The sequence below is a fragment of the Stappia stellulata genome, assembly GCF_020176715.1.
Classification (GTDB): domain Bacteria; phylum Pseudomonadota; class Alphaproteobacteria; order Rhizobiales; family Stappiaceae; genus Stappia.
Genome location: NZ_JAIVMF010000011.1, coordinates 52,861 through 79,626 on the forward strand (window position 1 = coordinate 52,861; position 26,766 = coordinate 79,626).

At 62.2% G+C, this 26,766-nt stretch carries 22 protein-coding genes; 6 read left to right on the forward strand and 16 right to left on the reverse strand.

What is annotated here, in order from left to right:
• Positions 1-31: 31 nt before the first annotated feature.
• From LC092_RS13825 to LC092_RS13840, 4 genes are all read right to left on the reverse strand, one after another.
• Complete coding sequence (locus LC092_RS13825; RefSeq protein ID WP_412103582.1) at positions 32-466, reverse strand: low molecular weight phosphatase family protein; 435 nt, start codon at positions 464-466, stop codon at positions 32-34.
• A 23-nt stretch (positions 467-489) separates the two neighbouring features.
• Entirely contained in the window at positions 490-987 is a 498-nt protein-coding gene (locus LC092_RS13830; protein WP_224807311.1) for a UPF0262 family protein, read from the reverse strand.
• A gap of 106 nt (positions 988-1,093) precedes the next feature.
• A complete protein-coding gene (gene hisD, locus LC092_RS13835; RefSeq protein WP_224807313.1) occupies positions 1,094-2,389 on the reverse strand; it encodes a histidinol dehydrogenase in 1,296 nt (431 codons plus the stop codon).
• A 55-nt stretch (positions 2,390-2,444) separates the two neighbouring features.
• Positions 2,445-2,882 carry a DUF2948 family protein gene (locus LC092_RS13840; protein ID WP_224807314.1) on the reverse strand — a complete coding sequence of 146 codons (438 nt, stop codon included), beginning with the start codon at positions 2,880-2,882 and terminating at the stop codon, positions 2,445-2,447.
• A gap of 219 nt (positions 2,883-3,101) precedes the next feature.
• Between LC092_RS13840 and LC092_RS13845 the strand changes: the two genes are divergently transcribed.
• The 6 genes from LC092_RS13845 (at position 3,102) to LC092_RS13870 (ending at position 12,520) form a co-directional block, all read left to right on the forward strand.
• Positions 3,102-4,079, forward strand: a complete 978-nt coding sequence (locus LC092_RS13845; RefSeq protein WP_224807318.1) for an NAD(P)/FAD-dependent oxidoreductase — start codon at positions 3,102-3,104, stop codon at positions 4,077-4,079.
• 315 nt (positions 4,080-4,394) lie between these two features.
• Positions 4,395-5,558 carry a UDP-4-amino-4,6-dideoxy-N-acetyl-beta-L-altrosamine transaminase gene (gene pseC, locus LC092_RS13850; protein WP_224807326.1) on the forward strand — a complete coding sequence of 388 codons (1,164 nt, stop codon included), beginning with the start codon at positions 4,395-4,397 and terminating at the stop codon, positions 5,556-5,558.
• A complete protein-coding gene (pseF, locus tag LC092_RS13855) occupies positions 5,555-6,253 on the forward strand; it encodes a pseudaminic acid cytidylyltransferase (RefSeq protein WP_224807336.1) in 699 nt (232 codons plus the stop codon). Before pseC ends, pseF begins: the two co-directional genes overlap by 4 nt.
• Positions 6,250-7,872, forward strand: a complete 1,623-nt coding sequence (gene pseG / locus LC092_RS13860; protein WP_224807612.1) for a UDP-2,4-diacetamido-2,4,6-trideoxy-beta-L-altropyranose hydrolase — start codon at positions 6,250-6,252, stop codon at positions 7,870-7,872. Before pseF ends, pseG begins: the two co-directional genes overlap by 4 nt.
• A gap of 2 nt (positions 7,873-7,874) precedes the next feature.
• Positions 7,875-8,930, forward strand: a complete 1,056-nt coding sequence (pseI, locus tag LC092_RS13865) for a pseudaminic acid synthase (RefSeq protein ID WP_224807344.1) — start codon at positions 7,875-7,877, stop codon at positions 8,928-8,930.
• Between the two features lie 47 nt (positions 8,931-8,977).
• Positions 8,978-12,520 (forward strand): hypothetical protein, encoded by a 3,543-nt coding sequence (locus LC092_RS13870; protein ID WP_224807346.1) that lies wholly within the window; start codon positions 8,978-8,980, stop codon positions 12,518-12,520.
• Positions 12,521-12,536: 16 nt separating this feature from the next.
• On the opposite strand, the gene LC092_RS13875 is transcribed toward LC092_RS13870, so the two are convergent.
• The 12 genes from LC092_RS13875 to LC092_RS13930 all read right to left on the reverse strand — a co-directional run bounded on the left by LC092_RS13875 (position 12,537) and on the right by LC092_RS13930 (position 26,665).
• Positions 12,537-13,628, reverse strand: a complete 1,092-nt coding sequence (locus tag LC092_RS13875) for a DUF2793 domain-containing protein (protein ID WP_224807348.1) — start codon at positions 13,626-13,628, stop codon at positions 12,537-12,539.
• A gap of 120 nt (positions 13,629-13,748) precedes the next feature.
• Positions 13,749-14,744: a UDP-N-acetylglucosamine 4,6-dehydratase (inverting) gene (pseB, locus tag LC092_RS13880; protein WP_224807355.1), complete on the reverse strand. Its 996-nt coding sequence runs from the start codon at positions 14,742-14,744 to the stop codon at positions 13,749-13,751.
• A gap of 314 nt (positions 14,745-15,058) precedes the next feature.
• The gene (locus tag LC092_RS13885; protein WP_224807356.1) at positions 15,059-15,715 is read right to left on the reverse strand and encodes an ABC transporter ATP-binding protein; all 657 of its coding nucleotides are present in this window, start codon (positions 15,713-15,715) and stop codon (positions 15,059-15,061) included.
• A 98-nt stretch (positions 15,716-15,813) separates the two neighbouring features.
• On the reverse strand, positions 15,814-16,602 hold the full coding sequence (locus tag LC092_RS13890; protein ID WP_224807361.1) for an ABC transporter permease: 789 nt from the start codon (positions 16,600-16,602) through the stop codon (positions 15,814-15,816).
• 125 nt (positions 16,603-16,727) lie between these two features.
• Positions 16,728-18,041, reverse strand: coding sequence for a lipopolysaccharide biosynthesis protein (locus LC092_RS13895; RefSeq protein WP_224807363.1), 1,314 nt, complete (start codon positions 18,039-18,041; stop codon positions 16,728-16,730).
• Positions 18,042-18,241: 200 nt separating this feature from the next.
• Complete coding sequence (locus LC092_RS13900) at positions 18,242-19,435, reverse strand: AGE family epimerase/isomerase (protein ID WP_224807365.1); 1,194 nt, start codon at positions 19,433-19,435, stop codon at positions 18,242-18,244.
• Between the two features lie 162 nt (positions 19,436-19,597).
• A complete protein-coding gene (locus LC092_RS13905; protein WP_224807367.1) occupies positions 19,598-20,899 on the reverse strand; it encodes an NAD(P)/FAD-dependent oxidoreductase in 1,302 nt (433 codons plus the stop codon).
• Between the two features lie 11 nt (positions 20,900-20,910).
• Complete coding sequence (locus LC092_RS13910) at positions 20,911-22,533, reverse strand: GMC family oxidoreductase (protein WP_224807375.1); 1,623 nt, start codon at positions 22,531-22,533, stop codon at positions 20,911-20,913.
• A gap of 7 nt (positions 22,534-22,540) precedes the next feature.
• Entirely contained in the window at positions 22,541-23,398 is an 858-nt protein-coding gene (locus LC092_RS13915; protein WP_224807377.1) for an ABC transporter permease, read from the reverse strand.
• 14 nt (positions 23,399-23,412) lie between these two features.
• Positions 23,413-24,282 carry an ABC transporter permease gene (locus LC092_RS13920; RefSeq protein WP_224807379.1) on the reverse strand — a complete coding sequence of 290 codons (870 nt, stop codon included), beginning with the start codon at positions 24,280-24,282 and terminating at the stop codon, positions 23,413-23,415.
• On the reverse strand, positions 24,282-25,397 hold the full coding sequence (locus LC092_RS13925) for an ABC transporter ATP-binding protein (protein ID WP_224807381.1): 1,116 nt from the start codon (positions 25,395-25,397) through the stop codon (positions 24,282-24,284). The genes LC092_RS13920 and LC092_RS13925 overlap by 1 nt, the downstream gene beginning before the upstream one ends.
• 191 nt (positions 25,398-25,588) lie before the next feature.
• The gene (locus LC092_RS13930) at positions 25,589-26,665 is read right to left on the reverse strand and encodes an extracellular solute-binding protein (RefSeq protein ID WP_224807383.1); all 1,077 of its coding nucleotides are present in this window, start codon (positions 26,663-26,665) and stop codon (positions 25,589-25,591) included.
• Positions 26,666-26,766: the final 101 nt, after the last annotated feature.

Here is a 26,766-nt window from a genome sequence, read left to right on the forward strand (position 1 = left end):
CGGCGCGGTTCACAGATGCGCTCGCGCAGCTTCACCCGCCCGGCGTCGGCGCCCAGCCGAAACGCTTCTTGATGCGCAGCATCAGCATGTCGCGAACGCTGCGGTAGCTGTCGAGGATCTGCTCGCGCGATCCCGTTGCCAGCGTCGGGTCCGGGGTCGGCCAGTATTCCACGTCGACCGCTTCCGTGCGTGTCATCTCCAGCGCCTTGTGATGGGCTTCCGGCGCGAGCGTCACGACCAGATCGAAGCCCGATTCATCCAGCATCTCGAAGGTTTTCGGCCGGTGACTGGCAAGGTCGCAGCCGATTTCGGCCATCACCGCCTCCACAAAGGGGTCGGGCTCGCCCTCGCGCACGCCGCAGGAGCGCACGTAGATGCGCCGCGGAAACAGCTTTTCCGTGATGGCCGCCGCCATGGGGGAGCGTACGGAATTCATGCCGCAGGCAAAGAGCACTGCACCGGGTATTGCCCCGGAGCTCGTCACCGCCGCTACCCTTTCCAGTGCAGGGCGCAGACGAGGGTGAAGAGCCTTCGGGCCGTCTGCATGTCCACACGTATCTTGCCGTCGAGCCGGTCCATCAGGATCTGGGACCCCTCGTTGTGAACGCCGCGACGGCCCATGTCGATGGCCTCGATCTGGCTGGGCGTCGCCGTCTTGATCGCCTCGAAGTAGCTCTCGCAGATCATGAAGTAGTCCTTCACGACCTTGCGCAGCGGCGTCAGCGACAGCATGTGCGTGACCACCGGCGTGCCGTCCTCGCGCGACACCGCGAAGATCAGGCGTTTCTCGACCAGGGACAGCTTGAGGCGGTAGGGACCGGCTTCGTCCGCGACGGGCTCGAACTCGTTGTCCTCGATGAGGTCGTAGATGGCGACGGCCCGCTCGTGCTCGATGTCCGGGGTCGACCGCGAGATCGAGCCCTCATCGAGTTCGACCTCGACAAGACGCGCGGTTGACCCCCCTGTCGCGTTCTGCGGTGCTGTCATCCCGTTATCCTGTCAGCTGCGACACCCGAAGCGGCGCGCGATATTGCCTCAACACCTAACGCGCTCCGGGCCTTTTCGACAAGTGCCGAAGCCCCGCACGATCCGGCTAGAGATTGAGCCGGATGCCGACGGAGCGGCCGTGCGCCGACAGGCCCTCGGCTTCGGCCAGCGCCATCGCCGCCGGACCGAGCTGCCGCAGGTTGTCCGCGTTGCAGCGCAGGATCGACGTGCGCTTGACGAAATCGAGCACCGAAAGTCCCGACGAAAAGCGCGCAGAGCGGGCCGTCGGCAGGACGTGGTTGGACCCGCCGACGTAATCGCCGATGGCCTCCGGCGTGTAGCGGCCGAGAAACACCGCGCCGGCATTGCGGATGCGGTCGAACAGCGCATCGGGATCGGCGACGGCAAGTTCCAGATGCTCCGCCGCGATAGCGTCGATGATCGGCGGCGCCTCGTCGAGCGACGACACGCAGATGACCGCGCCGAAATCGCGCCAGCTCGGCTCCGCGACATCCTTGCGCGGCAGGACGGCCAGCTGGCGCTCCACCGCCTGTTCGACGGCGCTCGCGAAGTCGGCGTCGTCGGTGATCAGGATCGACTGCGCGCTGACGTCATGTTCCGCCTGGCTCAAGAGGTCGGCGGCGATCCAGTCCGGATCGTTCTCGCCGTCCGCCACCACGAGGATCTCGGACGGGCCGGCGATCATGTCGATGCCGACGGTGCCGAACACCCGCCGCTTGGCCGCCGCCACATAGGCATTGCCGGGACCGACGATCTTGGAAACGGGCGCAATCGTTTCCGTGCCATGCGCAAGTGCCGCAATCGCCTGCGCGCCGCCGATCCGGTAAATCTCGCTGACACCGGCGAGATGCGCCGCCGCCAGCACCAGCGGATTGAGCACGCCATCGGGACTCGGCACGCACATGACGACCCGCTCCACGCCAGCGACCTTTGCCGGCACCGCGTTCATCAGAACGGAGGACGGATAGCTCGCCGTGCCGCCCGGAACATAGAGACCCACCGCCTGGATCGCCGTCCAGCGCGAGCCAAGCTCTACGCCGATCGCGTCGGTGTAGCGGTCGTCCTTCGGCATCTGGCGTTGGTGATGCGAGGCGATCCGGTCGCGCGCCAGCGTCAGCGCCTCCAGCGTTTCCGGCGCGATCTTCGCAAGCGCTGCGGCGATCTCCTCCGCCGTCACCGTCAGCTCCGCGACCGAGGCGGCCGGCAGACGGTCGAAGCGTTCCGTATAGGCGAGAAGGGCTGCATCGCCTTTGGCGCGCACGTCCTCAATAATGTCGCGCACGACCGCATCGACATCGGCGGAGGCCTCCCGCTTGCTGGCGAGAAGGGCCTGGAAACGATCCTGAAAACCAGGATCGGTGGTGGCGAGGCGAAGGGCCAAGGGTATCTCCCGAACTCACTGTCGAAGGGGGCGTTGCGTCTTGGGTCAGTTGGGGTCAGTCGAGCGCGTGATGCGGCTTGTTGTCGGTCGCCCAGGCCGCACCCAGATCGGCAAGCTGCGCCTCAATGCATTCCACCTCGAAGGACAGGGTGCCACCGCCGGCAAAAAGCAGGTTGATCCGGCCCGCCGGAGCCTCCCCTTCCTCGAACTCCACCGCCAGCAGGGACAGCACGGCGTCCTTGGCATCCTGGCGGATGTTGCGCGACTTCAGATCGCTGACGCGCGCGAAGGACAGCGCCGCGCGCCGGCGCTCATGCTTTCGCCCGCGCTTGCCGTCTTCCACATCCCAGGCGAAGCGGTTCATGGTCACGACGAGGTGCCGGTCGGAGGGAAAGAAACGAATATCCCCGACCTTCAGCACCGCATCCTGCACCTGCGCGGAAATCACCGCCAGATCGTCCGGGTCGAGCGCGGCGAGTTTCAACTGCTCCATTGATGGATCGTCTCCAGCCAAAGTGTCTTGGTCTCGGGTCAAGCGCGGCACTTGCCGCGAAGTCCGGCATAGACGTAATGGTTTCCCGCCGCAAGGCAACCTCCCGCCGTACCCGGTTCGGCCAGCCGTCGCGATCCGATAGACCGCCCATGCCGTAAGCCCCGTTGACCCTCGCCTGCCGCAACGCCCCACCATACCTACTTGCAAGGACTTCGTTCCATGGTTTCAACTCCCGCGCCAACTGTCGCCGTGATCGGTGCCGGCATCGCCGGGCTTGCCTGCGCCTCCAGACTGGCGGCGGCAGGCATGACCCCGGTCGTTTTCGACAAGTCGCGGGGGCTCGGCGGGCGGATCGCGACCCGGCGCGGGCCCGACGGACTGACGTTCGACCACGGCGCGCAATTCGCGACCGCGCGCGGCCCTGCCTTCTCGGCCTATATGCGCGGCGCCGTCGCGGGCGGTGCCGCCGCAGGCTGGGACCTCCCCGACGGAGCCAGTGGCGACCGGCGCTATGTCGGGACGCCCGGCATGTCGTCGCTGGTGCGTCCGCTCGCCGAAGGGCTGGAGATCCGCGGGCAGCACACGCTGACAAAGATCGAGCGCACGCAGGACGGCTGGCAACTCGCATTCGCCGAAACCGGACAAACGATGGTCGCCGACCGTGTCGCACTGTGTGTGCCCGCCCCCCAGGCCAGCGCCCTGCTCTCTGCGTTTCCGCAGGCAGTTAGCGCGCTGTCCAGGGTTGACGTCGCTCCCTGCTGGGCGGTGATGATCGCCCTTGATGACGTGCCGGCGCCGGGCGCGCTCCCGGATACCGGACAGATTGCTGACAGCCCGATCGCGTGGATCGCCCCGGAAGCCTCCAAACCGTACCGCGTTGCCGAACCGGCGCGCCTCGTGCTCCATGCCAGCCCCGAGTGGAGCCGGGACAATCTGGAACGTCCCGCCGAAGAGGTCGCCCGGCTGCTTCTCGACGCTCTGAACAGCCTGTCGAAAGGTTCCCTCCCCGCGACGACGCACGTTGCCGCCCATCGCTGGCGTTATGCCAAGACGCAGGTGCCGCTCGGCCGGCCGTTTCTGGACATCGCCGACGGCACGCTGCTGGCGGGCGGCGACTGGTGTCTGGGCGCGCGCGTCGAATGCGGGTTCGACAGCGGCGTTTCACTGGCGGACCGGATCCTGCACGACATCGGCTGATCCTGAAGAGCGGCAACGCACCGTTCCTGCGGACAGGCAACGACGACGCACAGGGTCGGAAGCTCTCGGCTGCGCAACACACACTTGCACGACGGCCGCATTTTCGCGCAATTTCCCGGAGATGATTCTTCGCTGGCATTCTGCGGACCGGATCGACCCCACCGGGTTCCGGGCCAACGGATCGCATATCGAAAACAGCCGGGTTTTGGGCATCGTTCGCGACTGTGTCATGCTCACCGGATAGGTTCCGCCCGCCGCTGCTGACGCCGGCGTGGTCCTGCGGGACGCCCGCCAAGACGATGAGGTCCGCACTTAATGGAATTCGTTCCCTACGGCCGCCAGTCAATCGATCAGGCAGACATCGACGCCGTCGTCGAGGTCCTGCGCTCCGACTTCCTGACGCAGGGGCCTGCGGTCCCCCGCTTCGAACAGACGCTCGCCAATGCGGTCGGTGCCGATCATTGCATCGCGGTCAGTTCGGCAACCGCTGCGCTCCACATCGCCTGCCTTGCGCTCGACGTCGGCCCCGGCGACCTCGTCTGGACGTCGCCGATCTCCTTCGTGGCCTCGTCGAACGCCGCACTCTATTGCGGTGCGGATGTGGATTTCGTCGACATCTGCCCGGAGACCTACAACATGAGCGCATCGGCGCTCGAGGCGAAGCTCGAAGAGGCGAAGGCCGAGGGCCGTTTGCCCAAGGTCGTCATCCCGGTGCATCTGTGCGGCCTGCCCTGCGACATGGCGGCAATCGGCGCGCTGGCCAGAACCTACGGCTTCAAGGTGATCGAGGATGCAAGCCATGCCGTCGGCGGGCATGACGGCAATGCTCCGGTGGGCGCCTGCGCCCATTCCGACATCACGGTGTTCTCGTTCCATCCGGTGAAGATCATCACGACAGGCGAAGGCGGCGCCGCCACGACGCAGGACGCCGAACTCGCGCAACGCTTGATGCTGCTGCGCTCACACGGCATCACGCGGGACGAGGCCCTGATGACCAAGGCGCCGGACGGTCCCTGGTACTACCAGCAGGTCGACCTCGGCTTCAATTACCGCATCACCGACATGCAGGCGGCCCTCGGCCTCTCCCAGCTCACCCGGCTCGAGGACTTCGTCAGCCGGCGTCACGAGCTTGCCGACCGCTACGACGAAAAGCTGTCCGCCCTGCCGCTCATTTTGCCGAAGCGGTCGGCGCGGACCCGTTCGGCGCTGCATCTCTATGTCGTTCAGCTGAGGGACGACCGGCACGTGGCCAAGCACCGGCAGATCTTCGAGGCGCTGCGTGCCAGCGGGATCGGCGTCAACCTGCACTATATCCCGATCTATCTGCAGCCCTATTACAAGAAACTCGGCTTTCGGCCCGGACACTGCCCGCAGGCCGAGGATTATTACGCACGCTCGATCTCGATCCCGATGTTCCACGGCATGACCCTTGACCAGCAGGACCGGGTTATCGCAGCGCTTGCGGATGCGCTTGCATGAATGTCTGCGTAATTCCCGCAAGGGGCGGCTCCAAGCGGATCCCGCGCAAGAACATCCGTGCGTTTCACGGCGTGCCGATGATCGCGCGTTCCATCGCCACAGCACTGGCGAGCAGCAACGTCGATCGCGTCATCGTCTCGACCGACGACGCGGAGATCGCCGATGTCGCACGCGCAGCCGGTGCCGAGGTGCCGTTCATGCGCCCGGCCGACCTCTCCGACGACATGACCGGAACGCTTCCCGTTCTCGTCGACGCGCTCGAGCGGATCGAGGCGGAAAGCGCAGAGCGGGTGGACGCGCTGCTGTGCCTCTATGCGACCGCGCCCTTTGTCCGCCCGGTGGATCTGGACAGGGCCTGGGATCAGCTTGTCGACAGCAAAGCGGATTATGTCTTCGCCGGCGTGGAATTTGCCTACCCGATCCAGCGGGCGCTCAGGAAGACCGGCGACCGGGTCGCGCTCTTCCATCCCGAACACACCGCGACCCGCTCGCAGGACCTGGAACCCGCCTATCACGATTCCGGCCAGTTCTACTGGTGCCGGCCAGAGGCGCTGCGGGCCGGACGGCCGCTGCTGGGGCCGACGGCTGCAATCTACCCGGTCGACCGCGCAAGGGCGCAGGACATCGATACGCCCGACGACTGGGCCTTCGCAGAAAAGCTCTTCCGGCTGCTCCAGCAGGACGAGGGGTCGTGAGGTTACCAACGGCCCTTTTCCGCGTCGACGGTTCGGCCCGCATGGGCACCGGCCACGTCATGCGCTGCCTGACCCTGGCGGATGCCCTGGCGCGCCGGGGCTTCCGCGCGACCTTCGTCAGCCGCACCTTGCATCCGGGTCTTGCCGATCTCCTTCGTCGGGCCGGACACGACGTGCACCTGTTGCCCGCAGACGGTTCAGCACCCCTGCCCGAGCAGGGCGACTACGGTCTCTGGCTCGGCACCACGCAGGCGCATGATGCGGAAGCGACATGCGCATGGGCGCGGGCAACGGATCTTGGCGCCCCCGCCTTGCTCGTCGTCGACCATTATGGCCTCGATCGGGAATGGGAAGAGATCGTGCGGGCAGAATTTCCGGGCGTTGCGATGCTGTGCATCGACGACCTCGACCGTCCCCACGTCGGCGATGTGGTGGTCGATTCGACGCTTTCAAAGAGCGCCGACGCCTATCGCGGGCGGGTGCCCGATGGCTGTACGTGCCTTGTTGGGGCGGAGTTCGCGCTGCTGCGACCGGATTTTGCCGAACTGCGCCCGCAAACCCTTGCCGCTCGTGACGCCGCCTATGCGCAAGGCCGGCCCGCGCGCCACGTGCTGATCAACATGGGCGGGGCGGACCAGCCGGACGCGACCGGCTGGGTGATCGACGGCCTGGCCCCGCTTGCGCAAGCGCACGGGTTGACGCTGCATGTCCTCGTCGGCGCCGCCTATCCGCATGGGGCCCGGCTGGAGGAACGCCGTGCAGCCTTTGGCCCCCGGCTTGAAATCCATCGCGACATCCGCGACATGGCAGGCTTCCTGTCGCGAATGAACCTTGCCGTCGGCGCGGCCGGCTCATCGGCCTGGGAGCGCTGCTGCCTCGGCCTGCCGAGCGTCATGCTCGTGATCGCGGACAATCAAAGAGGCGTGGCGCGCGCGCTCGCCGACACGGGAGCCGCGATCGACGGCGGCATTTTCGACCCGCAGGTCGATCCGGCAAGCTGGGGACGAGAGATCGTTGAACCGCTTCTGCCATCCGATCAACTCGCTTCCTTGAGCATGACGGCACGCAAGCTGGTCGACGGACAGGGCGTGATCCGAGCGATCTCGGCCGGACTTGCTCCGCGCATACGCTCCGGCCATCTTGCCCTCAGGCCGGCGCGGATGGAGGACGCCCGCTTGATGCATGAGTGGCAGAGCGACCCTGCGACCCGCCGTTTTGCCGTGAACCCAGCCGTGCCCGCGTGGAAAGATCATCTGAATTGGCTCGAGCAGAAGCTTTCCGATGACGACTGCAGCTTCTACATCGCCGAAGCAGATGGCATTGCGGCCGGCATCGTGCGTCTCGACAAGAGCGATTGCCCCGCCCCGGCCGGAACGCCGTCCCATCGCTGTCGAGAGGTCTCAATCGTGACCGCACCGGAGTTTTACGGGTGCGGCGTGGCACTGCGCGCGTTGCAAGAACTGCAACGCCGACATCCCCAGGAAATCCAGATAGCCCGTATCTTGCCAGGAAATACGGCATCGCATAGCCTCTTCGCAAAGGCAGGCTATCGTCCCTTTGCGCCAGATCTGTTCTTCTGGTCCCCGGTTGAAATATCCCAACGCAGTGAGCGAGAGTAGAAATGGCCCAGCCGATCAGGATCGGAACCCGTGTCATCGGACAGGATGCCGAGCCTTTCGTCATCGCCGAGATGTCGGGCAATCACAACGGCTCCAAGGAGCGCGCGCTCGAGATCGTCCGGCAGGCGGCGCAATGCGGCGTCGACTGCCTGAAGTTCCAGACCTACACGGCGGATACGATCACGCTGGACAGCCGGCGGCCCGATTTCATGATCGACGATCCGCAGAGCCTGTGGAACGGACGGCAACTCCACGACCTTTACAAGGAAGCGCATACGCCCTGGGAATGGCATGCGGACCTCTTTGCGGCGGCGGCCGAGTTCGGCGTTCTCGCCTTTTCCACGCCGTTCGATGAAAGCGCGGTCGACTTCCTCGACAGCCTAGGCGTGCCGATGTTCAAGATCGCGTCCTTCGAGATGACGCATCTGCCGCTGATCGCAAAGGCGGCCCGCACCGGCAAGCCGATGATCATGTCCACCGGCATGGCGAGCGAAGAGGAAATCGGCGAGGCCGTGGCGACTGCGCGCGACGCCGGTGCACGCGACATCGTGCTCCTCAAGTGCACCAGCCAGTATCCGGCCAACGCATCGGACGCCAATCTGCTGACCATCCCCGACATGGCGCGGCGTTTCGGCGTGCAGGTGGGCCTGTCGGACCATACGCCGGGCACCGGCGTCGCGGTCGCCTCGGTGGTGCACGGCGCCACGGTGATCGAAAAGCACTTCACCCTGGACAGGAAAGACGGCGGCGTGGACTCCTCCTTCTCTCTGGAGCCCTGGGAGATGCGCCTGCTCAAGGAAGAGACGACCCGCGCCTGGCACGCGACCGGAGAGGTCCGCTATGGCGGCACGAAGAACGAGGATGGATCACGCCCCTTCCGCCAGTCGATCTATCCGAGCCGGGACATCGCGAAAGGCACGCTCTTCAGCCGCGACAATCTGAAGATCTGCCGGCCCGGCTACAGCCTGGCGCCACGCCACTTCGAGGCGCTTCTTGGCCGCACGGCCCACCGTGATATCAAGGCGGGTGAGCGCCTGAGCGAAGCGGACCTTGGCTGAGGCGAGCCCTCCTTTATTTGCGACAACACAACGAAAAGAGATCATTTATGCGCGTCCGGGTCCTGCCGTATCTCGGGAAGCTTCTTCGCAAGTCGACACAACTTGGAGGGAGAACGCTTGACCGGATTACCCAGAAGCCGACACCCCGCTCGATTCTCAGCGGACTGAACGACAGTGCGCTCGCCTTCTTCGACCGCAAGATCCCGACCGGCGACAAGTATCCTTATGAGGTCCATTATGCCCCGGCCTTGCGGAACGCGCCGACAGGTGTCGAGGCGTTTCACCTGGTTGGCCGCGCCTGGCGCAAGACACCCGATGCGCCGATCGCTATCGCCTTCGGCTTCAACGCCTGGAAGTACGGCTTCATGGCCGACTACTGCCCGGACGTACGCATTGCCTTCGCGCCCCGCAAGTTTCTCGGATGGGACGCATGGCGCGCGGCCAGGACCATGCAGCCGGCGCCAAGTCGCATCTACGTCTGGGGCTACACCGACCCGGGCTGGCTCGCCCGCTTTGCCCGCAAGAAAGGAATCCCGCTCATTCGTGTGGAGGACGGGTTCCTGCGCTCGGCCGAGCTCGGCGCCAGCCACGCGACACCCTACTCACTGGTTTTCGACAGCAAGGGGCTCTACTACAACGCAAGCGAGCCCAACGACCTTGCGGACATTCTTGCAAGCTACGATTTCGCCGGCGATGCGGCCCTTATGCAGAATGCCCGCTCCGCGCTTAACCTTCTGATCGAAAAGCGGCTTTCGAAATACAACATGCCGGATGTCGGCGACCCGGCCCGCCATTTCTCGATCAAGACGCGTCGCCGTGTTCTGGTGCTCGGCCAGGTCGACAATGACGCGGCCGTCCGCATGGGGAATCCTGCCGGCTGGCGCATGAGCGACATCGTGCGTCTTGCCAAGCTGGAAAACCCGGACGCGGAAATCCTCTATCGGCCTCACCCTGATATCTATCACGGCTACCAGCGCAGCAGGTTTAAGGCCGAGCGGATCGAAAAATTCGCACGGATCCTGTCTCCAGACGGGCCGCTGATCGACCTGCTCGAAACAGTCGACCACGTCTACACGCTCTCGTCTCTCTCAGGTCTCGAGGCCTTGTTGCGCGGAGTTGAGGTGACGACCCTTGGAACCCCGTTCTATGCCGGATGGGGACTGACCGATGATCGGACACAGGAACACCGCGGCCGCGATCTCACGGTGCTGGAGCTCTTTGCGGGCGTCTATCTGAAGTATCCGCGTTATCTGGCCGATACTGAAAGCTCATTCGACGGCTTGACCATTGCCGCATTACGAATATTGGGCGAAAGACAGTTACTATCCACGACCCTTGAACCAGAAGACAGACTTGCGGAGAGAGGCTCTCGCGCAAATAATCCCGCACTGTTTTCCGTTCCCGCCTCACTCGCTTTATTGGCGCAATCCAATAATTCTGCCCCAGACTCGGCGACTGAGCGTCATTTCCGCACCCTGCCGCTCAACAAGATAGCAACGTTTTCGGACGGAGCGCATTACCAAAGGTGCGCTGCATCGATCATCATCGGCTATGCCCGCTCCAATTCAAACTTGGAAGATACGATCAACCGCCTGACTAGTACCCTAGAGGAGGGCGCAGTTCTGCATGCGCTCTCCATTCTTCATCCAACAGCGACCAGTTCGGAAAAGATTGTTATCGAAACTACAATCTCAGATGCGCTTATAAAGCTCGGAAATTATAGCGACAGCGCATCGACGCTCAAGCAGATCAAAAAACAAACTCGCAGAGAACAGGAAAATTCGCTCGAACCACGCCTTGACGAAACAAAAGCGGACAATATCGAATCTCCATTATTTGAAATTCTTTTTCACGAGTTGTCGCAGCACATGCTTGTTGGCAACTACAGTGCGGCCGAACGCATTGCCATGACTCTGATTCTTTCTAATTATAAAACGATAGAGGTCATTGAAAAGTATTATCAAATTTCATTCGGAAATTTCGACATAGCAAGCGCCCACGCAATCGCGCAAGTATCAATTGCTTGCGGCACATCAGCAGGCGCAACACGCGCCTTGGCGATGATATGTCAAACAATCCCCTTTAATAACTTGGATGCATTTACGGTGTGGCAATCTGCTAATATTGTCAAGTCGCCATCAAAAGTTTCGAATTTACTTGTTCCACAGAAACAATATGAAAGCGAACAGGAAGTCGGCGCCATTTCCAAGATCTTAATAAGGACGATTGATGTCGATGGCAGAAACTCAATTCAAAAGGTTCAGGCGCAAATAAGCCTCGGGCGTTCCGATGCCGCCCTAGAGACGGCGGAGAATATGCTTCGCCAAAGCAACCCATCGCCACAAATGACTGTCGCTTACTCCCAAGCGCTTGCTTCAACAATGCGTTACAAAGATGCTCTTGAAAACGTCGAGCGCGCCTTGTCAGTTTGGCCAAGTAGCCTTGTTTACAGGGAAGCACTGCGCCTATGCATCCTTCTTGGAGACTACAAGAAGGGCGAAATCATCTACCGAGCTGCAACCAAGAAGCGGATCGAACTCGGCGATATGATTCCTAGAAAAATCTTATTTGGGATTGGAGAAGTTGAGGACGCATTTAGAACATTTCGCGATCTTCATATCCGGGAAACGATCGCTCATCACTTCCATGATCAATACTACAAGGGAAAATTAGATGAAGTAAAAGATGGGTCTGTTTTTCTAACAGCAATATTTGGCCCTGGCGATGAGATCAGATTCGCTAGTATCTATGCTGATATGCGAAAGGCACTTAAAGGTGATGTTCAGCTTCGAATTGGATGTGATCCGAGACTCTTGGATCTCCTTTCCAGGTCATTCAAAGGAATAGATTTTGTTCCGGTAAAGCGACTGAGAGGAACCGACGCTTTCAAAATTGAGGACTTTGATAAAGTCAGGCACCCTGGAAATCGCTTGGCCCTTGATAATAATTCCGTGAACTATATTATGTCTTGCGATAAATTTGCTCTGGCAACCGACTTTCTGCACGAGTTCAGAAAAAATAAAGAAGACTTTTCCAGAGGCCCATACCTGGTTTCAGACAAGACGAGCCAACGGGTTATCTCCGAAAGCCTACCGAAACTGACGCCTCTTGTTGGAGTAAGTTGGCGAAGTAGTCTCAATACCTCGTCCAGAAACGAACATTATCTCTCTATCGATGAGCTCGCTCCGCTCTTTGAAATTGACGGGATCCAGTTCGTCAATCTCCAATACGACGATTGTGAAGATGAGATAGCCTGGGTTGAAAATAAATTCCCTGGAAAGTTGGTCGATCTCAAATTCATTGATCAATATAACGATCTCGATTCCGTTGCATCGCTTATGTCATGTTTGGATTTGGTAATCTCGCCAGCTACCACCGTTGTGGAATTGGCTGGCGCTCTGGGACGCCCGACCTGGCTTCTGTCGAATTCATCCGAACTACACTGGCGGAAAAGATCCGGACAAATCGATGTTTGGCATTCTTCAGTGTCTCATATTGAAGGCAATCAGTTGGGAGACAAGGAGAGCCTCGTCACCAACCTTGTCGCTGCGTTGATAGAGTGGCGGGACGCGAGACACGCTCAGGCTTGAGACGTGGCCAATACAGCTATGCTGTCACATATGTGCTAGCTGCATATATCTCACCTGTTTCCGTCAAATGCGCATCAGTGAGGAACAAGTTCGTGCCCTCATAGGCCTGATAAGCCCCCCAAAGGCGGATGTGGCTCGCGCCGGGCTCCACGAAGCCGCCGAGCATCGTCGTATCCGCCCCCATCGACACGCTGTTGTACCAGGCGCTGGTCATTGGCGCGCGATTGACGATGCCGCTGCGGCAGGGATATGGCAGGCCTGCGATGACGGCGGTGCCGCTCAAACCGCCGAGGCTCGACCAGGCGAGCCGGGCCGTGACGAACACCAGCGCGCCGATGCGCACGAAAGAGCCGGCATTCGCGCTATAGGTCGGGGTTCCGGCGACGCTCGCGCCCACAAGCTCAGGCGTCCAGACGCCCTCCTCGTAGTGCTGAAGAAGACTGTCTCCTGCCCCGAGCCGCACCCCTTCCGGCAGCCGGGCAGCGCCATCGTCGCGCGACAGCACCAGCGCCTCGTGCCAGGTCGCACCGTCCGCGCTTGTTTTCACATGGAGGTCGTCGTCGCCGGACAGACCGATTTCCGCGCGACCGGAATAGCCGGTCTGGAACAGAACGCTTGCGGTGTCGGCCTCTGCCGCCTTGTTGATAGTGGCCTGATGCCCGGCGCCGGCATGCGTAAACAGGCTCCCCGCCGCGGCCACCGTCAACCGGTTGGTCGTGTCGGCGGTGGCGTTGATCCCGAGGCGTTCCAGATCGTCCAGGCGCGTCCCGTGGGCCGGCACGAAGGCACCCCCGTCGTGGACGACGAGGCGTTCCTCGTCGCGGACCCACACCATCCAGCCCGCCACCGGTTGGACGAACTGCCAGGCGCCATCCAGAAAGCTGGCGACAGCGCCGTCCTCCCCCGCCCATGCACCGGTCGCCGCGGCCGGCACGATATGGCGGTCGCCCTCCTGCGGTGCCGGCGGCGGCGCGGCCGGGCCGCTGCGGCTTTCCACCGCAAGCTGCACGCTGGCATCGATCAGCCGCAGGGCCTCGTTGTGGGTGACGTGCTTCTGGGCCTGAGCGGCCTGCAGGTAGGGCAGGCCGAGAAAATGAGTCCGGTCCATGTCTGGCGCTCCTGAAAATTGTCAGGAAAGCCTATCACCGGCACGAGCGGACGAGGACAAGTCGACCCGCGCGCCCATCGCCCCTTCGCGCATCGCAATCCTCAGACGCGTTCCTCGTCGTCAGGCGCGTTTGTCCATCTCGCGAATGTCCGCGACGCTGAGGAAATGGGGATTGTTTCCCGAGTGATATTCAAAACCGGTCTCCACCGGGGCGCCCACCTCGCCGATCGCGTTGGTGGTGAAGTCATTGTTCAGATCGTGGAACTGGATCGTCGGCCGCAACACGAAATGATCGGCGAACTCAAGCGTCAGGTGGCTGTCGTCCGCAGGACACATGATCTCATGCAGCTTTTCGCCCGGCCGGATTCCGATGACATCCGCTTCGCGCGTGCCGCTATAGGCCTCGACGAGATCCATGATCCGCACGGAGGGGATCTTTGGCACGAAGATCTCGCCGCCGTACATGCGGGTGAAGTTCTTCAGCACGAAGTCGACCCCCTCCTGAAGGGTAATCCAGAACCGCGTCATGTCCTCGTGGGTCACCGGGAGCGGTGTCTTGCCCTCTTGCACCAGCCGCTTGAACAGGGGGACAACCGACCCGCGCGACCCGACCACATTGCCGTATCGCACGACGCCGAAGACCGGCCCCTTGCCGCCTGTCATGTTGTTGGCGGCAACGAAGAGCTTGTCGGAGGCCAGCTTGGTCGCGCCGTACAGATTGACCGGATTGGCAGCCTTGTCCGTCGACAAGGCGATGACCTTGGACACCCCTTCGGCGATGGCGGCCTCGATGACGTTTTGCGCACCATGGATGTTCGTCTTGATACACTCCATGGGGTTGTATTCGGCCACGGGAACATGTTTCAGCGCGGCTGCGTGGATGACATAGTCAATGCCCTGCATTGCCTGGCGGAGCCGCCCGAGATCGCGCACATCCCCGATGAAATAGCGCATCGCGGGATCATCGTGGCTCTGCGCCATCTCATATTGCTTCAGCTCGTCGCGGGAATAGATCACGATCCGGCGGGGTTTGTAGCGGGACAGAATCGTCTCGGTGTATTTCTTTCCGAAAGATCCGGTGCCGCCTGTAATCAATATCGACTTGTCGTCAAACATTGTCTTCCCCGTCAAAGATTTCGCGCTTCAAGCACCCGAACGCCCACGGCCCCGTCACTCGGACCAACCGCTTACCCCATCAGGCCGGAGCGAGCAAACCCCATAGACACCTTTGCTGGAAAGAGAGGGACAGACACAGTCTGCGCGGATCCGATACTGCAATTTTCCGGAACTCAATCTTGCGTTCCAGCTCTTCTTTATTGATAGAAATGACAATATCTATAAGCCGATTGGTTTTTGGTGACGGCGCCTCCCGGAAGGGAGGTGTGGGTGGCATTCATCAAAGACTGTCAAGAATCACCAAACGCCGGGAATCACTCGTTCTGAACCCGCTGATGGGCAGCGATCGCATCTTCGATATCCTCGAAATAGTGCAGGTGACCGCCTTCCATGAAACAAGCGCTCTGGCAGAACCGGCGGATCGTGCCCAGACTGTGCGAAATCATGATGATCCGGGCCTTCTCGATCTTTTCCTCGAAGACCGCCGCGCATTTGCGCTTGAAGCGCTCGTCGCCGACCGCGGTCACCTCGTCGATCAGATAATAGGAAAAATCGATCGCCATACTGACCCCGAAAGCCATCCTGGCCTTCATGCCGCTCGAATAGGTTCGGATCGGCAGCCGGATCGATTCCCCCAGCTCGGCGAATTCCTCCACATAGGCAACGACGCGCTCAGTGTCCTCGCCGTACATCCGGGCAACAAAGCGGGCGTTTTCGATCCCGGTCATGTCGCCGTTGAAGCCTCCGCCGAAACCCAGCGGCCATGAGACCTTGCCCCGGCGGATGATCCGCCCCTCATCTGGCAATTCCGCCCCGGCGATAAGGCGCATCAGCGTCGACTTGCCTGCGCCATTGCGGCCGATGATCGCCACATTGCGATCGGACGGCAGGTCGAGCGTCAGATCATCGATGACCACCTTCCGGTGACCGTTGACACGGTAGGTCTTGCGGACCCCATTGAAACTGATCATTGCGGTTGCCGGATAGCCGCCTCATCAAGCGACATTGGTCCGTCTCCTTGCTCACAGGTCATCCGGATGGCTGCTGTTTATGATCTGCAACCCGCGCGCTAGACCCTGTGCTTGCGGTACAGTCGTTCCATGCACAATGCGATCGCCAGGAACAGGGCGACACAGAACCACAGGAAGCCAAGGTCCAGAACAAGGCTATTGTAGTTCGGATAATATCCAACCCGTAGCCAGTCAATCGCATGCAACAACGGGTTCCAGGACAGATAGTAGCGCACCTCCGGCGGAAACTGGCTCGGCAGGAAAAACACACCCGAAATAAAGAACAGCGGGCGACTGATGATCCCCTCGATCCGCTTCCAGGTCGGCCAGAGCACCATAATCATGGCATTGGTCAAGCCAACACCCAGACCAAGCAACCCCGTCGCCCCGATCGCCATTAACACGATATCCAGCCGTCGCGGAAAATGCGCGAGCCCAAGCAAGATCAAGGCGGCAAAGAAAATCGTGAATATCATGATGTAGGTCAGAAATATAAGGAAAAACCGTCCAAAGACGACATCCAGTTCCGTCACCAACGGATAACCGAGAAGACCGCGATTTGCCGCAAAAACAGACATGAGCGATCCGGACATCTTGCGATAGAGCTGATAAGTGAAAATTCCTGTCGCATAGAACAGCGCGAAGCTCGTTCCGATGGGCGGATGGCGCACGATGAACGAAAAGATCATGGTCAAGATCGCGGTGCCAATGACCGGCTCCGCGACGGCCCAGAAATAGCCAAGCTTGACCGACCCGAACGTGACACGCGCCTCGCGCAGCACGAGTGCGGATATCACACGGGCCTTCACCAGCAGCGGGTTTTCGATCCGGTCCATGGCTGTCGACATTCAACGGTCCCTGCCCTTCGGGCGCTACCACGCTCCCGCGCCATCGCCTGCGCTTCACGCACCCTCGTCTTCCGCTTGGCATGTCCTTCAGGCTGAACGCCCCAAAACAGCCTGTGAGGACAGCGCTAGCGCATGCTGTCCCTGACGGAATAGGCGATAAGCACACCGATGGACCACAGGATCAGCGCGATGACGAACGTCAGCGTGGCACCGATGAATCGATAGGGATAGATCGCCGTCTGCGGGATACCGGGCGAAACGAATACCGCCAAAAAGCGCTGCTGACGGTCCGCTTCGGCGCGGGCCCGCTCCAGAGAGGACAGCGCAGCGGCATAGCTCTTCTGTCCGAACTCCATGTCGACTTGCAGCTTTTCATAGTCGGAGAGCAAGCTGGACAAGCCCCGGCCGATCCGGCTGGCGTCTTGCCCCTCGCCATTCACTTCCGTCTGCCTCTCGATCATCTGCTTCTCGAGGGAGGCAATCTGCTTGCGGATCTGCACAACCGGCAACGCGTCCTCGTCGAGCGACGCCAGAAGCGTTCCGAGCCGCGCCCTGAGTTCGATCAATTGTGATTCTATTCCGGTCACAAGTTGAAGCTGGGCCGCCGCGGAGGCCGCCGGATCAACCGCACGCGAGGACGAGCGGAATTTGCGCATCTCTTCCCGGATGACCTTCAGCCTGACTTCGGCTGTCGCCACTTCCTTTTGCGCGAACCGAACGGCATCCTGTCTTGCGCTTTCCGACAGCTTGTTGATCAGTTCCTGGGAATATTTGACGATCAGGCTCGCGATCGCTTCTGCATCTTCTGCGGTGAACGCCTGTACCTCAAAGGTCAGGATCGACGAGGTGTTTTCGTAGGACGCCGTGATCATCGACCCCCAATAGCTCACCACATCCTCGATGGGAGCATCCGCATCCAGCCGGTAGAGAAAGTCGATATTGCTATTGCTGAAGGCCGATCGCAGATCAAATTCGCTTTGAACCTTCTCGATTAGTTCGCGGCTTTTCAGGTACTCGAGAAGGATAAAGGAATCCGTCGTCGTGGTTCCGACGCTCGACAGACCCGCGATGGCGCCAAGAAAGTCGCCTCCGGCCGGCGTCGCATCCATGCTGCGAACAGAAAAACTCGCGCTGGCCGCATAACGATCCGACGCAATCACGAAGAAATACAAAGCGCCCAAAAGTCCGGGCAGAAGCACACACAGAGCGAAAGACAGCTTCAGAAGCAACCGCCGCCACTGACGCGGCCGCATGTTCAGATCGGTCTTGCGCACGATCGCTGCCGCGGCGCGATCAATGCGCAGCGGAATAACCCGAGGCTCTTTCTGCTCCTTGACCTGTTTGGCCGTCTCGGAAGCAGCGTCCTCAGTCTTTGGTTGTGAATTGACAGCCTTGCTCTTTTCGGGCGCAGCAAGCTTCACGTCGGATTTTTCAGACATTGGCTCCGTCACCGTCAGAGAGTCGACAAGATGCGTCTCGAGGGTTCATTCAACAACTTTTTGTTTAAAAAATGGAAAATTCATTAACCACATCTGTTCCGGCACCCAATGAACGACCCGTCATCCACCGCTGCTATATAGCAAACGAGGCCATCCGAACAGACACATGACTGACGGGCGACCAGAGAGCCGCAGGAATTCTATTTGTTCTTGGCAGCCTGGTAGGACCCGCTGGCCTTGGCCAACTCCGATACCGCACAAACAATGTGGTAGAATGAGCTTGCCGGTGCGGGCTCCGCGACGAACCGACCGTCGTCGCCCAGCTTGTCACGCCACAGCCCGGCCGGGTCGTCCACCAGAAACATCTCCAGCGCCGAAACGGCCTGCCGGGCGGAGGCGAAATAGTGCAGCCGCTCCGGCCCGGCGGACGCATGGGCGAGCGCCAGCGCCGCCTTGATCCATTCGGCCTGCACCCAAAGCCTGGCGACGGGCGCGCGCGCCGAAAAATCGTCATTCAGCTCCAGAACCGCAACCTTTCGCCGGGGGCAAATGCCCCATGTCTCGCCAATGGCGAACAGGCGACGGGCGGCGATCGCGGCATCCGCACGCCCGCGCCTCCGCGACCACAAAAGCGCGAGCCAGGCCCATTCGAACTGATGTCCCGGCTCGACCTGGCGTCCGCTGTCGCCAGGCATGGGGTGCCAGTCACTTGCGAAAAACTCCCTCAACGCCCCGGTCTGCGGATCGATGAAGCGGGCAAGCGCAAGCTCCATGATCTCGTCGGCGATCCTGCTCCACGCGGTGTCCTCGGAGATCTCCTCCCAGGCGAGTGCGGCTTCAAGCAGATGCATATGCGGATTGGCGCGCAACGGCAGGCTTGGCGGCCGGCTCTCCTCAAACCCCGCGTCCGGATGCCGGTAGTGCGTCTCGAGCCTGTCGAGAAGCGTGAGCGCGACCGCCTCAAGCTCCGCGCGCCGTCCAGGCAGCGCTGCGGCTGCATGCGCCAGCCCGAAAAGCGCGAAGGCCTGATTGTAGAGGTCGAAACGCCCCTCAAGAAGCGTTCCGTCGGGAGCAACCAGGTCGGCGAATGTCCCGTCGGGCAACCGGAAGCAGTCGAGATACCAGTCCAGGGCCCGGCCCGCGATTGCCGGCCAGTCTCCCGGCCAGCCAAGCCTGCCGGCTTCAATCACCGAATAGATCTGCCGCGGCTGGACACGACTGCGCCGGGGAACCGTCAGACCCGGTGCACCGCCAAAGTCAATCTCTTCCACAAAGCCGCCGTTGGCGGGATCGACGCCAAGCCCGCTCCACAGCGGCATCGCCGAGCCCAGCAGCCAGTTGGTCCAGCGGTCGGACGCGTCGCAAAGCCAGGCGACGTGCGCGTCGTCATTCATTGCATACAGTCTCCCACCAGGGCTTGCGGCACGTATCGCCGGGAGTGCGAGTCGGTCGCGCCCGTTTGCCCCCCGCTCCTGTGTACAACCCTCGCCTGACCGCCGCACCCCCTGACGATCACTACCCGGCAAACAGATGCACGGGCGCGCGCCCGGCACTCCTCAGATGCCGATCCGGTCGCGCAGCCGATAGACAAGCACCGACGGCGCCAGGAACCAGGGATTTCCGGCATAAAGCGGTCGCGTGGGAAAGGAGATCCGCGAAAAGGCGGAGCGCTCCCGGTCAAGACCGGCGGCCGCCCGGCCTGTCCGCATGCCAAGATAGCTCGCCATGCCGACGCCCGACCCGCAAAAGCCCATGGCATGAAACAGGCCGCGATCCTCGCCGCAATGGGCCATCGTGTCGAACGTATAGCCGACGAACCCCATCCAGGACTGGCTGACACGGGTCGCTTTCAGTTCCGGGAACAGCTGTACGAGGTCGCGGTGCAGCTTCACCGCGCTCTTGCGCGGATCGGTCTCGCTCAGCGACACCCGTCCGCCGAAGAGCACCCGTTTGCGGTCCGGCGAGGGACGGTAGTAATAGACGAGCTTGCGGGTGTCGGAGAGCACCCTGTCCGTCGGCATGATCGTATCCATCACCGCGCGCGGGATCTCCTCCGTCGCGATGACATAGGAGCCGATGGGGATGATACGACGGCGGTGCCAGGGCGAGAGCGGTCCCGAATAGCCGTTCGTCGCCAGGATCACCTTGCCGGCCCGCACCGGTCCTTGCGCGGTTGCAACTTCAAAGCCAGCGCCAACGCGCGACAGCGCGGTCACCGCGCAATGCCCCTTCACCAGCGCGCCGGCCTCGCACACGCGCCGAAGCACGGCGGGATGATACTTGCCGACATCAATCGAGGCATGATGCGGATAGACCACCCCGCCATGATAGGCGTCGGTGCCGAGCTCGCTTGCCATCTCCGCCTTGGGAACCGCATAGGCGCCCGTGTCCCAGACCGGGTGGCCGGAAGCGCATTCGCGCACAAGCGCGTCGTAGAGATGCGGCTTGTGCGCCCCGTGGAACCGGCCGACCGTCCTGAGATCGCAGTCGAGCTTTTCCTCAGAGACAAGCGCATGCATGTAGTCGAGCGAGGCCTGTCCCTCTTCCAGCAACTCGCGGGCAAGTGCCTCGCCATAGCGGCGCGTCAGGGCGGCGAAGGACGGCTTGATGGAGGTGGAAACCTGTCCGCCGTTGCGGGTGCTGCATCCCCAGCCTGGCTGCTGTGCATCGAGCACAAGCGTCGACAGGCCCGCGCGCGCCGTCTGCAGCGCGGCACTGAGGCCGGTGTAGCCTGCGCCGACGATGACCACATCGGCCTCCCCCGGAAGGTCCACCGGCGGAACAACCGGCTGTGGCGTGGCGCCTTGCCAGTAGGGCATTGCGGAAAAATCCTCGGTGAACAGGTCGGTGGCACGCATGACGGCCTTTCTCAGGCGTTCGAATGATCGGCGAGGATCAGGTCCGCGCCCTTTTCGCCGACCATGATCGCCGGGGCATTGGTGTTTCCGGAGGTCACGGTCGGAAAGATCGAGGCATCGACGACGCGCAAGGCGTCCACCCCGTAGACCCGAAGCCTTGCATCGACGACATCGATCTCCGGATCCGGCCCCATGCGGCAGGTGCTCACCGGATGAAACACGGTGGAGCAGCGGTTGCGCACATCCTCCAGCATCTCCTCGTCGTCCTGCACCAGCGGACCGGGCACGATCTCCGCGTCGATCACGGCCTGCATGGCGGGCGTCGCCGCGATCTTTCGCAGCAGCTTGCACCCCTCGACCATCTCGGTCAGGTCCTGACTGGTGCTGAGCGAATTGGGATGGATTTGCGGTGCGGCAAACGGGTCGGCGCTGCGCAAGCAGATATGACCCCGGCTCGTCGGGCGGGTCGGCTGCATGCCGAGCAGGAAACCGGGAAACGGATCCGGGTTCATCAGCGGGCGCTTGCCCTTGGGCGCTTTCGTGTAGCTCACCGGCGAAAAATAGAGCTGCATGTTCGGACGCGGCGCATCCGGATTACTTCTCACGAAACCGCCGGCCTGGTTGACGCCGAGCGACAGCGGCCCGCGCCTTGTCGCGACATAGCGCATGCCCTGCAGGAGCTTGGCCCACCAGGGATAGAGCTGGTTGTTGAGGGTCGGCACCTTCGAGCGATAGAGATAGTCGAGCCCCAGGTGGTCCTGCAGGTTCTGGCCAACGCCCGGCCGGTCCTCCAGAACCTCGATCCCCTTGGCCCGCAAATGCGCCGCCGGTCCGATACCGGACAGCATCAGGATCTGCGGAGAATTCACCGCACCGGCACTCAGGATCACCTCGCGGCGGGCGCGCACGATCTTTTCCGCGCCGCCTTGCCGGTAAGCGATGCCAACCGCGCGCTTTCCTTCCATCAGGATGCGGGTGGTGTGAGCGCGGGTGACGATCTTCAGGTTCGCCCGCCGGCGGGCCGGCGCCAGATAGGCGCGCGCCGTCGACATGCGAAAACCGCCCTTGGCGGTGTTCTGATAGACGCCCACCCCCTCCTGGTCGGCACCGTTGAAGTCAACATTGCGCGCAAAGCCCGCCTGTTCTCCGGCTTCCAGGAACACATCGCACAAGGGATGGAGATCCCGGCGCATGGTCGCCACATGCAAGGGACCGTCGCCACCCCTGAAGTCGTCGCCGCCGGCGTCGTTGGTTTCGGCGCGCTTGAAGAAGGGCAGTACGTCGTCCCAGCCCCAGCCGGGATTGCCCATTGCCTTCCAGTCGTCGAAATCCGCGTGCTGGCCACGGATATAGACCATGGCATTGATCGAGCTGGAGCCGCCCAGCACCTTGCCGCGCGGCCAGTAGCCGGAGCGGTTGGCGAGGCCGGGGTCCGGCTCGGTCCTGTACATCCAGTTGATGGAGGCGTTGTAGAACGCCTTGCCATAGCCGATCGGCATCCAGATCCAGAAATTCAGGTCCGATCCGCCCGCCTCCAGCAGGCAGACGGAATATCGTCCGCTCTCGCTGAGGCGCGCGGCAAGGGTCGCGCCGGCAGACCCCGCGCCAACGACCACGAAATCAAAGTCCGACATGGGAACCCTACCGAACGCTCTTGTCGCGCTGGACAGCGATCGAGACCAGCGCCAGGAGCCCCGAGCCGACCATCAGGACGAAGGACACGGCATTGAGCACCGGCGTGGACCCGACCTTGGCCATGCGGTCATACATGGTGATTGTCAACGGCGCCTCGGAACCGACGAGAAACAGCGTGGTGTTGAAATTCTCGAAGGAGACGAGGAAGGCGACGATTCCGGCGGCGATCATCGCCGGACGCAGGAACGGCAGCGTGATGGTGCGCAGCACCCGTGCGCGGCCCGCCCCCAGGTTCAGCGCAGCCTCCTCCATCGTCGCGTCGAACTTCTTCAGCCGCGCGGTAATCACCAGCGAGGTGATCGTGGTGATGAAGGAGAACTGGCCAAGCACCACGAGAAAGATGCCCGGTCGCAGGAAATCGAGATCGATCCCCAGACTGCGGTCGAAGTAGTTGGCCATGTTGCTGGCGATCACCAGGATGGAGATGCCGAGGATCACGCCGGGAATGACCAGCGGGATCACCATCACGATGTAGAGCGCGTTCTTGAAGGGAAACTGCCCGCGCACGAAGAGGAAGGCGTTCGTCGTGCCGACGAAGACCGACAACACCGAGACCATGAGCGCGATTACGAAGGAGTAATACAGCCCGCGCAGCAGCCGCCGGTCGTGGAACATCCCGAGCTTGGGTTCTGTATCGTTGAAGAACCAGTCGAGCGTGAAGCCCTGCCAAGGGAGTGCAGGAAACAGGCTGTCGTTGAATGCAAAGGTGCCGGCTGCCACCAGCGGGGCGGCGAGGAATAGGAAAAACGCCAGGACGTAGGCGCGGTAGCCCCAGACGAAGGGCGCGGGTGCGGATCTGGCCATCGTGCTCCTCCTCCTCAGCTCTTGGCGACGGTGTTGGCGAGGGTCTGGCCGCTGAGCTTCAGCCCGAGCCAGATCACCGTGGAGGTGAAGGCAAGCAGCAGGAAGCCGAAGGCAGCGCCCGATTCCCAATTGAAGCGGGTGATGAACTGGTCGTAGATCTGCTCCGTGAACCAACTGGAGTTCTTGCCGCCGAGCAGGATCGGCGTCAGATAGGACCCGGCCGTCAGCATGAAGACGACGATGCAGCCCGAGACGATGCCCGGCATCGCATAGGGCACGATGATGCGCCTGAGCACGGTGAAGCCGCTGCCGCCGAGGTTGTAGCCGGCCTCCACCAGGCTGTCGTCCATGCCGTCGAGCGTCGAGACCAGCGGCACGATCATGAAAAGGATCACCGTGTAGACGAGACCGATGATCACGGTCACGTCGTTGTAGAGGAATTCGATCGGCCCCGAGACCAGCCCCGACCACTGCAGGAAGGTTGAAATCACGCCGGTCTCGCGCAGAAGCAGGATCCAGCCGAAGGCGCGGATCAGGTCGCTCACCCACAGCGGGATCAGGCACAACAGGAACAGCGCGCCGCGCGTGCGGTTTCCGGCGATCTTGGCGATGTAATAGGCGATCGGAAAGCCGATCAGCAGCGCCAGCGCCGTCACCAGCAGCGACATCGATCCGGTGCGCAGCAGCGTGTTCCAGTAGATCGGCTCGTTTATGAAATCGATATAGTTGCCGAGACCGAACTCATAGACGCGCGGCGCCACCTTCTCGCGCAGCGACAGCGCGACCATGCCGATATGCGGCACGATGATCAGCAGCGCGATCCACATCGCGAAGGGCGCGAAGAGCAGGATCAGCGTCAGCCGGCGGACATCCTTCTGCACCATCACGCATCCCCGCTTCGCGGAAAGCACATGGCGTGCTGCGCCGACCAGGACAGACGCACCGCCTCGCCCGGCGCCAGGTCGCCGTCGCCGGTCAGCGTCACGTCGGCCTCGATCAGTTCGCCCGTCTGGCTGCGCACCAGCACGCGGCTGTTGGCGCCGTTGAACAACAGGCTGTCGACAACGCCGTCCATGTGGTTGTCGCCCGGCGCGGCGGCCGCATCGGCTGCCCGCACCGTGTTGATGAACTCCGGCCGCACGAAGATCTCGACAGCCTCGCCCTTGCCGATGCGCAAGCCGCCGCCGGCGGTGAACTGCATGGTCAGGCCTTGCGCCGTCTCCACCGTGCCGCCCGTGCCGTCGCTCGCCGTCACCTTGCCGGACCAGCGGTTGCTGTCGCCGACGAAGCCCGCGACGAAGGCCGTGTTCGGCCGGTGATAAAGCGCCTGCGGCGTGCCGATCTGCTCGAAGTTGCCGTCGTTCATGATCGCGACGTGATCGGACATCACCAGCGCTTCCGACTGGTCGTGGGTGATGTAGATGAAGGTGGTGTTGAACTGGTGCTGCAGCAGCTTCAGCTCGATCTTCATCGCCTCGCGCAGCTTCAGGTCGAGCGCGCCGAGCGGTTCGTCGAGCAGGAGCACGTCGGGGTCGAGCACCATGCAGCGGGCAATCGCGATGCGCTGCTTCTGTCCGCCCGAAAGCTGGTGAATTTCGCGGCCGCCGACGTCGGGCAGCGCGATGCGCTCCAGCACATCCTGCACGCGGCGCTTGATCTCGTCGTTGCTCGCCCCGCGGCAGCGCAGGCCGTAGGCGATGTTCTCGTAGACATTCATCATCGGGAACAGCGCCAGATGCTGGAACACCATCTTGACGTTGCGCCGGTTGGGCGGCGTGCCGAGCACCGACTTGCCCTTGATGCGGATGTCCCCGCCGCTCGGTTCCTCGAAACCGGCGATCATGCGCATCAAGGTGGTCTTGCCACAGCCGGACGGCCCGAGAATGGAGAAGAACGAGCCGCTTGGAATGTTGAAGGACACGTCCTTCACCGCGCGAACGGATCCGAAGGACTTGGAAATGCCGTGGCACTCAAGATCGTAGGCCGGGGTTTCGGTCATGAAGTACGCCAACTGAAAAACATGCGGACAAGCGGCGGCGGGCAAGAGCACGCCGGCACCATCGAGGAGCCCCGATGTCCCGAGCCGGGTCGAGGCGTCACCCTGTGAAGGTCACAAGCCTGGGCGGGGCCGCGCACGCGTCTCGAGCGCGCGCGCGGCCCCGCAAGGTTCAGGGTCGGCTTGCGCGGCAATCAGCCGCCGGTCGCCGCCTTGATCTTCTCAAGCGTCTTGCCTTCCATGTCCTCCACGCCGGGAGGGATGTTGGCGAAGAACTTCAGGTTGTCGATGTCCGCGTCGGTGAAGGCGGCGTTGACGGCAGCCTTCTTGTCTTCCGGCAGCAGCTCCTTGGCGCCCTTGATCGAGGCAATGGCACCGGTGCTCGCGGACATGATCGTCACGTTTTCCGGCCGCAGCACGAAGTTGATCCACTTGTAGGCGGCATCGTCGGCCTCGCCCTTGCGCGGGATCGCGAAGGTGTCGATCCAGGCAAGCGCCCCCGTCTCCGGCGGAATGAAGACGATGTTCTTGTTCTGGTCGAAGAGCTTGTAGGCGGTGGAATCCCACGTCTCCGATGCCACGATCTCACCCGAGAGCATCATCGCCGAAAGGTCGTCGCCGCCCTTCCAGTAGGCCTTGATGTTGTCCTTGCACTCGATGAGCTTGTCGGCAACCTTGTCGAGGAGTTGCTGGTACTTGTCGAGGTCGGCATAGGCCGCAAAGGGGTCCTCGCCCATGGAGAAGGCCGTGCCGAGCAGGATCGTGCGGCGCAGCCGCATCGAGGTCTTGCCCTTGTAGGCCGGATTGCAGAGATCGTCCCACCCCTTTACGTCGGGCGCCTTGGTCACGTCGGCCATCAGGCCGGAGGTGCCCCACTGATGCGGCACGGCATAGACTTCGCCGTCGATCGTCGTGTTGGCCTTCACGCCATCCAGAAGCGACGGCTGCATCGCATCGGTGTCGATCTTCGACAGGTCGAGCGGCTTGTAGATGTCGTATTCAAGCTGGGCGGCATAGATGCGGTCGTGGCTCGGCTGGGCGAGGTCGAAGCCCGCCCCGCCGGTGGCGCGCAGCTTGGCGATCATTTCCTCGTTGTTGGAGAAGGTCACCTCGACGTCGATGTCGGGATACTCTTCCTCGAATTTCTGCACCAGTTCCTCGGGCGCATAGGAGCCCCAGGTCAGGAGCCGCAAGGTTTCCGCCTGCGCGGTGCCGGCGCCGACCAGCATGGTCGCGGCCAGCAGGCTGGCGATAGTTGTCTTGGTGCGCATCAGTTCCTCCCTTTAACGCAATCGACACGATCGAAATGACATGACCGTCATGACAGCATCGTGAAAAAGTCTATGGCTCGATTGGACTGCAAAATATATCC